The sequence below is a fragment of the Acuticoccus sp. I52.16.1 genome (assembly GCF_022865125.1).
Classification (GTDB): domain Bacteria; phylum Pseudomonadota; class Alphaproteobacteria; order Rhizobiales; family Amorphaceae; genus Acuticoccus.
The window spans coordinates 3124042-3136443 of the sequence record NZ_CP094828.1; the positions used below are offsets into that span (position 1 = coordinate 3124042).

Below are 12402 nucleotides of genomic sequence, written 5' to 3' on the forward strand. Positions count from 1 at the left end.
GCCGCGTCATCGCCCGGCGATCTCCTTCAGCAGACGCACCGTACCGGCCGGGTCCGTCAACATCATGTCGTGCCCGGTCGCCATCTCGCGATAGTCCCAGCCGTAGGCGCGGGCCCGCTCGCGCGATCCGGAGAGGGGGCCGTACGGCGGATCGGTGCAGGCGACGTAGGTGCAGGCGAAGCCGTCGCCGGGCGGTCGCTCCAGCGCCAGCGGCGACACGTAGGTGGAATAGGGGTGCGGGGTCAGCCGCGCCTCCAGATAGGCGGCCGCTTCCGGATCGCGGATGCCGAAGGCGGCGGCCGGCGGCGGCGGCATCGACAGTCCGCCGCTGAACGCCTCCGACTTGGCGCGCCGCTCGGCGACGATTTTCGGGTCGATCGAGCCGAACACCGTCTCTCCCCCCTCCAGCAGCATCGCGTCGAGGTAGATCAGCCGGTCGATCCGGCCCGGCGCGGCCTCCGCCAGCCCGGACACCACCGACCCGGCGAAGCTGTGACCCACCACGACCGCCTCGGCGACGGCGTTCTCGATCATGAACCGCTCCACCTCGTCGACCCACGACCGAAGCGTGATCTCGGTCGACATCAGCCCGGCCCGGTCGCCCAGCCCCGTCAACGTCGGGGTCCAGACGGTGTCGCCCTCGGCCTCCAGCAGGTGGCGCACCGTTTCCCAGCACCAGCTACCGTGCCACGCACCGTGTATGAGGAGCCAAGTCTGCATGGGGGTCGATCCTGTCGCGAGCGGTACGGCTCCAGCTGTGCCAAGCGGAGCGGGCGGCGTCCAGCGGTGGCGCCGTGCGGGCGCGCCTCAGACCTCCAGCCACTCGCGCCGCACGTCGTCACGGCCGGCGAAGTCGGTCGGAGTGCCGGAGTAGACGATCTCGCCGTGACCCATGACGTAGACCCGGGCCGCGATCTTAAGCGCGATCGACAGCTTCTGCTCCACCAGGAGGATCGCGACGCCGGCCTTGGCGATCTCGGCGATCAGGCCGCCCACCTGCTGCACGATCTTCGGGGCCAGCCCCTCGGTCGGCTCGTCGATCATGATGAGCTGCGGATCGCCCATCAAGGTGCGGCAGATGGTGAGCATCTGCTTCTCGCCGCCGGAGAGGACGCCGGCCGCGGTATCGGCCCGCGCGGCGAGGTTGGGGAACATGTCGAGCATCTGCTCCACGCGCCAGCGGCCGGGGCGGCGCACGTTCTTGATGCCGAGGAGGAGGTTCTGGCGCACCGTCATCATCGGGAAGATGTCGCGGTTTTCCGGCACGTAGCCGAGGCCGGCGCGGGCGATCTCATGACTGGGCCGGCCGGAGATGACCTCGCCTTTGAAGCGCACCTCGCCGACCGGGGCGACCTCGCCCATGATCGCCTTGACCGTGGTGGAGCGTCCCACCCCGTTGCGGCCCAGCAGCGCCACCACTTCCCCGGGATAGACGTCGAGGTCGACGCCCTGCAACACGTGGCTCTTGCCGTAGTAGGCATTGAGGCCGCGTACGGTGAGGATCGGGGCGGTGGTGGCCGCCTCGGGGCGGTCGAGGACGTCGGCGGCGCTCATTGGGCGGCCTCCAGGTCGCTCTCGTCGCCGAGATAGGCCTCGCGCACCCTGGGATCGCCGCGGATCTCGTCCGGGCGGCCGGTGGCGATGATCTCCCCGTAGCACAGCACCGAGATGCGGTCGGCGAGGCCGAAGACGACGCCCATGTCATGCTCGACGATGAGGAGGGTCTTGCCGCGCGTCGCCTTCTCGATCAGGGCGACGGCGCGCTCGGTCTCCGAGTGGCTCATCCCCGCGGTCGGCTCGTCCAGCATGATGACGTCGGCGCCGCCGGCGATGGTGATGGCGATCTCCAGCGTGCGCTGGTCGGCGTAGGGGAGGAGGGCGGCGGGGAGGTTGGCCTTGTCCGTCAGGCCGACCTGGGCGAGGATCGCGGCCGTCTTCTCCTGCACCGGCTTGGAGGCGCGCACGCTCTTCCAGAACGCGTAGCGCTGGCCCATCGACCACAGCACCGCGCAGCGCACGTTCTCGCGCACCGTCATGTTGGTGAAGACCGAGGAGACCTGGAACGAGCGCGACAGGCCGCGCCGGTTCACCGCGTGCGGCGCCAGGCCGGAGATGCGCTCCCCATTGAGCCGCACCTCGCCCGACGTCGGCTTGAACATGCCCGAGACGAGGTTGAAGAGGGTCGACTTGCCGGCGCCGTTGGGGCCGATGATGGCGTGCCTCTCGCCCTGTTCGATGGTCAGCGTCACGCCGCGGATGATCTCCGCCGGGCCGAAGTTCTTCTTCAGGGCGACGATCTCGAGCGCGGCGGTCATTCGGCGGCCTCCTTCGCGACGAGGTGCATGAGGGTGAGCCCCAGCGCGATCGGCACCAGCGCGACGACGTAGGTGATGAGCGCGTCGTGCGGCAGCGGGATGCCGAAGGGGTGGTAGGTCTCGCCGTAGCCGCTCGACCAGCGCACGGCCACCTCGATCACCACCACGAGCCCGGCGAGGGCGATCAGCGCCGCGGCCGCCATCTGCGCCCAGCGGGCCAGTCGCGGGCCGGCCCCCGGCTCACGCACGCCGTTCCACAGGGCGACGACGATGCCGGCGAGCCCGTTCGGCGCGAACATGACGATGGTGATGAAGAGAAGGCCGAGATAGAGCAGCCACGCCTCGGTGTAGCCGGAGAAGCTCGACTGCATGAAGGTCAGGAGGACCGCGCCGAGGATCGGGCCGGCGAAATAGCGGATGCCGCCGATATAGGCCATCAACAGCACGAAGCCGGACGGCAGCAGCGACAGGTTCTCGGGCGTGAAGATCTCGAAGTTGACCGCCGCCATGCCGCCGCCCACGCCCGCGAACCCGCCCGACGCGATGAAGACGAGGTAGCGCACCTGCTGCGGGTTGTAGCCGACGAACGCGGCGCGCTCCGGGTTGTCGCGCACCGCCTCGGACATGCGGCCGAGCGGCGTGCGGGTGAAGGCGTACATCGCGATGGTGGCCGCCAGCGTCCAGAAGGCGATGAACCAGTAGACGTCGCCGATCGGTCCCATCGTGAAGTCGACCTCGAGGCCGAGGAAAGAGATCGGGTCGAACCACTTCATCCGGTCGCCGGAGATCCCCTCCTCGCCCCCGAAGACGGAGACGAAGATGAACGCGGCCGAGGCGACCAGCTCGGCGATCCCGAGCGAGATCATCGCGAACGGGATGCCCGCCCGCCGGCACGAGGGCCAGCCGATGATCGCGCCCGCCAGCGCACCGCCGACGAAGCCGATGATCGGCAGTCCGACGACGCCCGCCACGCCCCACACGCCCTCGGGGATCCAGCTCATCGCGTGCATGGCGAGGTAGCCGCCGAGGCCGAAGTAGACGGCGTGCCCGAACGACAGGAGCCCCGCGCGCCCCAGGAGCATGTTGTAGGAGAGCGCGAAGACGATGTTGATGCCCATGGAGTTGAGCAGCGTGTACCAGGTGCGTGACGGGCCCAGCGCGGGGATCGTCACCAGCACCGCGGCAAACACCAGGAAGGGCAGCACGCGACCCTGAAACTGGGCGCGGCGCGTCGGCCCGAGGGCGACGGGGACGGCGGTATCGGTCAAAACTCGCGGTCTCCCATCAGGCCACGCGGACGGATCATCAGGATCAGCACCAGGAGCAGGAAGGGCAGCATCGGCGCCAGCGAGGAGACCGAGATGCGCCCGACCTCCGTCCATTGGCCGAGGCCGGCCCAGCCGAACATGTCGTAGAAGGTGGCGTCGACGGCGACGGCGAAGGTCTGGATCAGGCCGATCAGCAGCGATGCGACGAAGGCGCCGGCGAGCGAGCCCATGCCGCCGATGACGACCACGACGAAGACGATCGGCCCCATGGAGAAGGCCATCGCCGGGTCGGTGACGAGGTAGTTGCCGCCGATGACGCCCGCGAGGCCGGCGAGCCCGCAGCCGATGCCGAACACGGTCATGAAGATCTTCGGCACGTTGTGACCGAGGTGGCCGACCATCGCCGGGTGGGTCAGCGCCGCCTGGATGATGAGGCCGGCGCGGGTCTTCTTCAGCAGGACGAAGAGGGAGACCAGCATCGTCAGCGACACGGCGAGCATGAACACGCGGTAGGCGGGATAGGAGGTGCCCCACAGCGTGAAGGCCGAAAAGTCCAACAGCTGCGGGATCTTGTAGGGAACGGCGGCCTTGCCCCAGATGATCTTGACGATCTCCTCGATCAGGTAGGCGAGGCCGAACGTGAACAGCAGTTCGGCGACGTGGCCGCCGCTGTGGACCTTGCGCAGGCCCCACCGCTCCACCGCCGCGCCCAGCAGGCCGACGAGGATCGGCGCGATGAACAGCGCCGCCCAGAACCCGGTCACCGCCCCCACCGTGTAGGCGAGGTAGGCGCCGACCATGTAGAAGCTGGCATGCGCGAAGTTGAGGACGCCCATCATCGAGAAGATAAGCGTGAGGCCCGACGACAGCATGAAGAGCAGGAGCCCGTAGGTCACGCCGTTGAGGAGCGAGAAGACGATCGTTTCCATGGTGTCCGACTGCTGGGGTGTCCGGGCAGGGGCGCCCGCACGGGAGCGCCGCCGGGGGCGCGGGGCTTCACACCCCGCGCGGGTCGGGCCGTCAGTCGGGCCGGTCCATCTTGCACGTGGTCTCGGTCTCGGTGGCCGCCGCCTGGATCATGCCGTCATCCACGGTCTTGAACCCGAAGGGCGTTCCCTCGACCGTACCCTCGACGTCGTCGGCGAGGATCGAGATGTAGAGGTCCTGGAGGAGCTGGTGGTTGTCGGCCCGCATGGAGACCGCGCCGTAGGGGCTCTCGTAGGTCAGGCCTTCCAGCGCCTTGGCCACCGCGGTGGGCTCGTTGCTGCCGGCGCTCTCCGCGGCCGCCTTCAGCATGTCCATCAGGGTGAAGATGCGCAGGTAGTAGTAGTCGAGACCGGCCTCGTCCTCGAACGACTTGATCTCCGCGATCTGGTCCTCGGTCGCGTCGAGGTTCTCGTGGAACTCCGAGACCTGCATCACGCGCCCGACCGCCGACTGGCCCATCGCCGTCACCGCGCCGAGACCGCCGCCATAATAGGTGAGGAACGGCGCCTCGAGGCCCGCCTCGGACGCGGCCTTGATGAGGAGCTGCATGTCCGCGCCCCAGTTGCCGGTGATGACCGCATCGGCGCCGGAGGACATGATCTTCTGCACGTAGGGGGTAAAGTCCTTCACCTTGCCGAGCGGGTGCAGCTCGTTGCCGACGACCTCGACATCGGGCCGCTTGTCGCCGAGTTGGGCGACGGCGGCGTCGGCCACGGCCTTTCCGAACGAGTAGTCCTGGCCGATGATGTAGACGCTCTTGATGTCGGGCTGAGATTCCAGCCAGTCGGTGATCGCGTTCATTTTCATGTCGGCGTCCGCATCGAAGCGGAAGTGCCAGAAGGAACAGCGGTCGTTCGTGAAGGCCGGGTCGACGGCGGCGTAGTTCAGGAACAGCACCGGCTGATCGGGGTTGCGCTTGTTGTGCTTCTCGATCCCGTCGATCAGCGCCGAGGCGATCGACGATCCGTTGCCCTGGGTGACGTATTGGTAGCCCTCGTCGATGGCCCGTTGCAACTGGACCAGGCTTTCGCGCGGGTTGGTCTGCCCGTCGAACGCCTTGACTTCGACCTGTTTGCCGTTGATCCCACCCGCCGCGTTGATCTTCTCGATCGCGTGCGTGAAATGCTTCAGCCCCTGATCGCCGACATTGGCGAACGGGCCGGACATGCCTTCGACGTAGGCGATCCGGAACGCCTCGTCTTGCGCGTGCGCTGAAGTCATGGCGGCCGACGACACAAGCAAAGCGAACGTCGCCGCGGAGGCGAGCGCGAACTTTTTCATCGATTTCCTCCCATTGTCCCGCGTTTACTGCGGGTTGGATCTAGCGTCCAAGGTCAGGAAACCGTGAAAACTTCGGGTTGTCAACCCAACTCTGAAACGCTATTCTGCACTGCAAAACAAGTATCGCAGGGACGGGGACGATGCCCGAGGACAGCGCTGCCCTGGCGCCGTTTCGCGCCGAGGTCGCGGCGTGGCTTTCCGCCAATTGCCCGCACGAGATGCGCGACGGCGCCACCGATCACGACACGATCTGTTGGGGTGGCCGGCGGTTCGCCTTCCAGTCCGAGGCGCAGCGGCTGTGGCTGGAGCGGATGGCCGATCGCGGCTGGACCGCGCCGCGGTGGCCGCGCGCGTACGGCGGCGGCGGCCTGACCCGCGCGCAAGACAAGATCCTCGAGGAGGAGATGGCACGCATCGGCGCGCGCGTGCCGTTGTTCTCCTTCGGCCTCATGATGCTTGGTCCGGCACTGCTGGAGTTCGGCAGCGAGGCGCAGAAGCGCGAGCACCTGCCGAAGATCGTGCGCGGCGAGATCCGCTGGTGCCAGGGCTACTCCGAGCCCGGCGCCGGGTCGGACCTCGCCAGCCTTTCGACCTCGGGCGTGCTTGAGGGCGAGACCTGGGTCGTCAACGGGCAGAAGATCTGGACCTCCTACGCCGACCAGTCCGACATGATCTTCGCCCTGGTCCGCACCGACCGCGACGCGCCCAAGCACGAGGGCATCTCCTTCCTGCTGATCGACATGGACCAGCCGGGGATCGAGACGCGGCCGATCAGGCTGATCTCCGGCCGCTCGCCCTTTTGCGAGACCTTCTTGACCGATGCGCGGACCCACAAAGACAACGTCGTCGGCGCGGTGAACGCCGGGTGGGCGATCGCCAAGTTCCTCCTCACCCACGAGCGGGCCGGGGTCGGCAGCTTCCTGCAGACGCTGGCCGCCGGCCGTTCGCTGCCCGAGATCCTCGACCACGCCGGCACTCTGGACGACCCGGTGATCCACGCCGAGGCGCTGCGATGCGAGGTGGACGGCCTCGCCTTCGCACTCACCGCCGAGCGCTACGCCGACGAGGCGAAGGCGGGGAAGGGCATCGGCGACGCCTCGGCAATGCTCAAGTACATGGGCACCGAGATCAACAAGCGGCGCCTGGAGCTGATGATGTCCGCGCTCGGCACCGAGGCGACCGACTGGGACGGCGACGACGGCGTGGCGGCGGACTGGCTGCGCACCAAGGCCAACTCCATCGAGGGCGGGACGTCGGAGATCATGCTCTCCATCATCGCGCGGCGCATCCTGGAGCTGCCGCAGTGAGCGGGGCCGTCAGCCTCGCCGCCGGCGAGGACGAGGGCCTCCTGCGCGAGGCCGCCCGCAGCTTCCTCGCCGCGACCGCCCCCGTCGCCCGGCTGCGGGCGATGCGCGACGACGGCCGCACCACCGACCCGCAGCTCTGGGCCGAGATGGTCGCCATGGGCTGGGCGGGCGTGCTGGTGCCGCCGGACGCCGGCGGGGCCGACATGGGCCACCGCGCCGCCGGCATCCTTGCCGAGGAGATGGGGCGCACGCTCGCCGTCTCGCCCTTCCTGTCGACCGCGGTCATCGCCGCCACCGCGCTGCGCGCCGCCGGCCGTTCCGCGGCCCTCACCGCCATCGCCGAGGGCCGCACCACCTACGCCCTCGCGCTCGACGAGGGACGGAAGTTCGCGCCCGGCGCCACCGCCATGGAGGCGGCCCGCGCCGGCAACGGCTACCGCCTCAGCGGCGCCAAGACATTCGTCGCCGAGGGGGCGAGCGCGACGCGGCTCCTGGTGCTGGCCCGCACCGCCGGCGCGCCGGGGGAGGCAGCCGGTCTCACCCTCTTCGACATCGAGCGCGACCGCGCCGGGATCACCACCCGGCCGGGCCGGCCGATCGATTCGGGCGACCGCGCCACGATCCGCTTCACCGGGGTCGAGGCGACCGGGGGCGACATCGTCGGCACGCTGGACGACGGGCTCGCCGCGCTGGAGCCGGCGCTGATGGCCGGGCAGGCGGCCCTGGCGGCCGAGATGACCGGCGCGGCGGCCGCCACCTGCGACTTAACCGTCATGTTTATGAAAGAACGCAAGCAATTCGACCGGCTTATCGGTACGTTCCAGGCGTTGCAGTTCCGTGTGGCGCATTTGTGGAGCGAGATCGAGATGACGACATCGGCCATCATCCATGCCGGGCGCGTGTTGGACGCCGGTCCGGCCGACGCAGGCCTCGCGGTGTCGCTCGCCAAGGCTCGCGCGACGGCGACCGCACGGCTCGCGGTGTCGGAAAGTGTGCAACTGCACGGCGGTATCGGCGTGACCGACGCGCTCGACCTCGGCTTCTACATGAAGCGGGCCCGCGTCGCCGCCGAGTGGCTGGGCGACTACGGCTATCATGCCGCCGCGGTCGCCCGTCACCGCGGCCTGCGGGGAGCTGTGGCGTGATCGGCTTCGAAGGGCGCGTCGCCATCGTCACCGGTGCGGGGGCCGGCATCGGCCGCTGTCACGCGCTCGGCCTCGCCGCGCGCGGCGCCAAGGTGATCGTCAACGATTTCAACGACCCCGATACCGTCGTCGCCGAAATCCGCGACGCCGGCGGCCAGGCGATGTCCTGCCACGCGGACGTCTCCGACGTCGCGGCCGTGAACGCCACGATGCAGCGCGCCGTCGCCGAGTGGGGGCGGATCGACATCGTCGTCAACAACGCGGGCATCCTGCGGGACAAGACCTTCGCCAAGATGCCGCTAGAGGACATGCGCCTGGTGCTCGACGTGCACCTCATCGGCTCGGTCAACGTCACCAATTCCGCCTGGCAGCACATGCGCGAGCAGGGCTACGGGCGGGTGCTCTTCACGTCGTCCTCCTCCGGCCTCTACGGCAACTTCGGCCAGGCCAACTACGGCGCCGCCAAGGCCGCGATGGTCGGTCTCATGAACGTGCTGCACCTGGAGGGCGAGCGCTACGACATCCGCGTCAACTGCCTCGCCCCGACCGCGACGACGCAGATGACCGCCGACCTCCTCTCGCCTGAGGCGGCCGAGGTTCTGGCACCCGAGACGATCACCCCCGGCGTCCTCTGGCTCGTTTCCGAGGACGCGCCGTCGAAGATGATCATGGGCGCCGGCGGCGGCTCGTTCACCGAGATCCGCATCACCGAGACGCGCGGCATCACGCTGCCGCTCGACGCGCTGACCCCCGAGGCCGTCGCCGCCGCGGCGGCCGCCATCCGCAACCCCGAGGGCGCCGCGCCCGTGCACAGCGCCTTCGAACAGACCAACACCTTTGCCGAGCGCGCCATCGCCATGCGCGCCGCACGATCCAAGACCGCCTAAGAGGACTGAAATGCGCGAAGCCGTCATCGTCTCCACCGCCCGCACGCCCATCGGCAGGGCCTACCGCGGTGCGTTCAACGACACGCAGGCGCAGGCCCTCGGCGGGCACGCGGTCCGCGAGGCGCTCAAGCGCGCCGAGGTCGACGCCGGCGAGGTGGAGGACTGCGTGATCGGCGCCGCCCTGCAGCAGGGCGCGACCGGCTACAACATCGGCCGCCAGGTGGCGATGTCCGCCGGCATGCCCACCAGCGTCGCCGGCATGTCGATGGATCGGCAGTGCGCGTCTGGCATGATGGCGATCGCGACGGCGGCCAAGCAGGTGATCGCCGACGGGATGGACATCGCCGTCGGCGGTGGCCTCGAATCCATCTCGCTGGTCCAGAACGAACACCAGAACCGCTATCGCGCCCAGGACCCGGCGCTGATGGAGCACCTGCCGTCCCTCTACATGACCATGCTGGAGACGGCGGAGACGGTCGCCCAGCGCTACGGCATCACCCGCGAGGCCCAGGACGAATACGCCCTGCAATCCCAGAAGCGGACCGCCGAGGCGCAGGCCGCCGGTAAGTTCGCCGACGAGATCGTCCCCCTCACCACCACGATGAAGGTGGTCGACAAGGAGACGAAAGCCGTCTCCGACCGCGAGATCACCCTGCAGGGCGACGAAGGCAACCGCCCGCAGACCACGCTCGACGGTCTCGCCTCGCTGAAGCCGGTTCCGATCAACGGGCAGAAGATCGTCGACGGTATCACCATTACCGCCGGCAACGCCTCCCAGCTTTCCGACGGCGCCTCCGCCGCGGTGATCATGGAGGCCAGAGAGGCCGAGCGCCGCGGTCTCGCTCCGCTGGGCCGCTACGTCGGCATCGCCGTCGCCGGGTGTGAGCCGGACGAGATGGGGATCGGTCCGATCTACGCCGTCCCCAAGCTCCTCGCCAAGAACGGGCTGACGATGGACGATGTCGACCTGTGGGAGCTGAACGAGGCGTTCGCCGTCCAGGTCCTCTATTGCCGCGACAAGCTCGGGATCCCCAACGAGGCGCTCAACGTCAACGGCGGCGCGATCTCCATCGGTCATCCGTACGGCATGTCGGGCGCGCGCATGGTCGGCCACGCGCTGATCGAGGGCAAGCGGCGCGGGGCGAAATACGTCGTGTGCACCATGTGCGTCGGCGGCGGGATGGGAGCGGCGGGTCTCTTCGAGGTCCTCTGACGCCGGCGCTGCGATCGGAAGGGGCGGCCCCGCGCGGGAGGCCCCACCCGCAACGATAACGAAGGCCTGAAAGGCCAAGGGAGAACGCTCATGAACCTCGGCATGTCCGACCGCGTCGCACCGCTCGTCGAGAAGGTGCGCGACATGGTCGAGAACGAGATCGCCCCGCTCGACCGCGAGTTCCACGAGGAGATCGGTCGCCACCCCTCCGGCGATCGCTTCCAGATGACCGAGCGGCAGCACGAGATCCTCGCCACGCTGAAGGCGAAGGCGCGTGAGCGCGGCCTTTGGAACTTCTGGCTCACCGACTCCGCCCGCGGGTTCGGCCTGACGACGGTGGAGTACGCCTATCTCGCCGAGGAGATGGGCAAGGTCGGCATCGCCGCCGAGGTGTTCAACTGCGCCGCGCCCGACACCGGCAACATGGAGGTGTTCGAGCGTTACGGCTCCGACGCCCACAAGGCGAAGTGGCTCGCCCGCCTGCTGGAGGGCGAGATCCGCTCCGCCTACGTGATGACCGAGCCCGGCGTCGCCTCGTCCGACGCGACCCAGATCGCCCTTTCCGCCAGGAAGGACGGCGAGTCCTATGTGCTCGACGGCGAGAAGTACTGGGCCTCCGGCGCCGGCGACCCGCGCTGCGCGGTGATGATCGTCATGGCGATGACGGACCCCGACGGGGCCAAGCACAGCCGCCACTCGATGTTCGTCGTGCCGCGCGACGCGGCGGGCGTCGAGACCGTCCGCCCGATGCAGGTGTTCGGCAACGACGACGCGCCGCACGGCCACATGCACCTGAAGTTCGACGGTGTGCGCGTGCCGGCCGAGGATCTCATCCTCGGCGAGGGGCGGGGCTTCGAGGTGGCGCAGGGACGGCTCGGGCCGGGGCGCATCCACCACTGCATGCGCGCCATCGGCCAGGCCGAGAAGGCGCTGGAGCTGATGTGCCGCCGCGCCGTCTCGCGCACCGCCTTCGGCAAGCCCATCGCCGAGCTCGGCGCCAACTACGACATCATCGCCAATGCGCGCATGGAGATCGAGATGGCGCGGCTCCTGTGCCTCAAGGCGGCCTACATGATGGACACCGTGGGCACCCGCCAGGCGCAGCCGTGGATCAGCCAGATCAAGGTCGTCGCCCCGCTGATGGCCTGCAAGGTGGTCGACGAGGCGATGCAGATCCACGGGGCGACCGGCATCAGCCAGGACACTCCCCTCTACCAGATGTACCACAAGCTCCGCACGCTGCGCTTCGCCGACGGGCCGGACGCCGTCCACCGCCGCCAGGTCGCCCGCCACGAATTGAAGCGCTACACCAACCAGAAAGCAGCCGGATAGTTGGCCGAACTGATCCTCATCCGCCACGCCCAAGCCTCGTTCGGGGCGGCTGACTACGACGTCCTCTCCGCACGTGGCCACCGCCAGTCCGCCGCGCTCGGCCTCGCCCTCAAGGCCCACGGCACCGCGCCCACCGCCTGCTATCGCGGCGACATGCGCCGCCATCGCGAGACGCTGGACGGGATCATCGACGGCCTCGGCATCGCGCCGGCGCCGCAAGTGCTCCCCGGCCTCGACGAGTTCGACTTCCGGGCCGTGCTCGACGCCCGCTTCGGCGACGATCTGCCACCCGGTCTCCACGACGACCGCAAGACCCACTTCCGCGCCCTGCGCGAGACGGTGCGGATGTGGCAGCGCGACGAGATCGCCGGCGTTCCGGAGCGGTTCGAGGCCTTCCGCACCCGCGTCCTGGCCGCGGTCGACGCAATGACAGAGGCGGGCGGCGACTCCGTCGTCGCCGTCTCCTCGGGCGGCCCGATCGCCTTCATCGTCGCCACCCTCTTGGACGCCCCGCCGTCGACGATGGTGGAGCTGCAACTTCAGATGAAGAACTGCGCCGTGACCCGCGTCGTTTTCACCGCCCGTCGCCGCTTTCTCCACACGTTCAACGAGACGCCGCACATCGACGCCGAGACCATGGCCGAATATCTGACCTATAGTTGAACCC

The 12402-nt window shown here is 69.1% G+C and carries 12 protein-coding genes; 6 read left to right on the forward strand and 6 right to left on the reverse strand.

The window, feature by feature from the left end; genetic code table 11:
* Positions 1–6: 6 nt before the first annotated feature.
* From MRB58_RS14185 to MRB58_RS14210, 6 genes are all read right to left on the reverse strand, one after another.
* Positions 7–720, reverse strand: coding sequence for an alpha/beta fold hydrolase (locus MRB58_RS14185; RefSeq protein WP_244777779.1), 714 nt, complete (start codon positions 718–720; stop codon positions 7–9).
* Between the two features lie 87 nt (positions 721–807).
* Positions 808–1554 (reverse strand): ABC transporter ATP-binding protein, encoded by a 747-nt coding sequence (locus tag MRB58_RS14190; RefSeq protein WP_244777780.1) that lies wholly within the window; start codon positions 1552–1554, stop codon positions 808–810.
* On the reverse strand, positions 1551–2315 hold the full coding sequence (locus MRB58_RS14195) for an ABC transporter ATP-binding protein (RefSeq protein WP_244777781.1): 765 nt from the start codon (positions 2313–2315) through the stop codon (positions 1551–1553). The genes MRB58_RS14190 and MRB58_RS14195 overlap by 4 nt, the downstream gene beginning before the upstream one ends.
* Positions 2312–3583 (reverse strand): branched-chain amino acid ABC transporter permease, encoded by a 1272-nt coding sequence (locus MRB58_RS14200; RefSeq protein ID WP_244777782.1) that lies wholly within the window; start codon positions 3581–3583, stop codon positions 2312–2314. Before MRB58_RS14200 ends, MRB58_RS14195 begins: the two co-directional genes overlap by 4 nt.
* Entirely contained in the window at positions 3580–4512 is a 933-nt protein-coding gene (locus MRB58_RS14205) for a branched-chain amino acid ABC transporter permease (RefSeq protein ID WP_244777783.1), read from the reverse strand. The genes MRB58_RS14200 and MRB58_RS14205 overlap by 4 nt, the downstream gene beginning before the upstream one ends.
* Before the next feature lie 91 nt (positions 4513–4603).
* Complete coding sequence (locus tag MRB58_RS14210; protein ID WP_244777784.1) at positions 4604–5851, reverse strand: branched-chain amino acid ABC transporter substrate-binding protein; 1248 nt, start codon at positions 5849–5851, stop codon at positions 4604–4606.
* A 140-nt stretch (positions 5852–5991) separates the two neighbouring features.
* Between MRB58_RS14210 and MRB58_RS14215 the strand changes: the two genes are divergently transcribed.
* The 6 genes from MRB58_RS14215 (at position 5992) to MRB58_RS14240 (ending at position 12398) form a co-directional block, all read left to right on the forward strand.
* On the forward strand, positions 5992–7158 hold the full coding sequence (locus MRB58_RS14215; RefSeq protein WP_244777785.1) for an acyl-CoA dehydrogenase family protein: 1167 nt from the start codon (positions 5992–5994) through the stop codon (positions 7156–7158).
* Positions 7155–8303, forward strand: coding sequence for an acyl-CoA dehydrogenase family protein (locus MRB58_RS14220; protein ID WP_244777786.1), 1149 nt, complete (start codon positions 7155–7157; stop codon positions 8301–8303). The genes MRB58_RS14215 and MRB58_RS14220 overlap by 4 nt, the downstream gene beginning before the upstream one ends.
* Complete coding sequence (locus tag MRB58_RS14225; RefSeq protein ID WP_244777787.1) at positions 8300–9190, forward strand: SDR family NAD(P)-dependent oxidoreductase; 891 nt, start codon at positions 8300–8302, stop codon at positions 9188–9190. The genes MRB58_RS14220 and MRB58_RS14225 overlap by 4 nt, the downstream gene beginning before the upstream one ends.
* 10 nt (positions 9191–9200) lie before the next feature.
* Positions 9201–10403 (forward strand): acetyl-CoA C-acyltransferase, encoded by a 1203-nt coding sequence (locus MRB58_RS14230; protein ID WP_244777788.1) that lies wholly within the window; start codon positions 9201–9203, stop codon positions 10401–10403.
* 90 nt (positions 10404–10493) lie between these two features.
* A complete protein-coding gene (locus MRB58_RS14235; RefSeq protein ID WP_244777789.1) occupies positions 10494–11735 on the forward strand; it encodes an acyl-CoA dehydrogenase family protein in 1242 nt (413 codons plus the stop codon).
* A complete protein-coding gene (locus MRB58_RS14240) occupies positions 11736–12398 on the forward strand; it encodes a histidine phosphatase family protein (RefSeq protein ID WP_244777790.1) in 663 nt (220 codons plus the stop codon).
* The last annotated feature ends 4 nt before the right edge of the window (positions 12399–12402 follow it).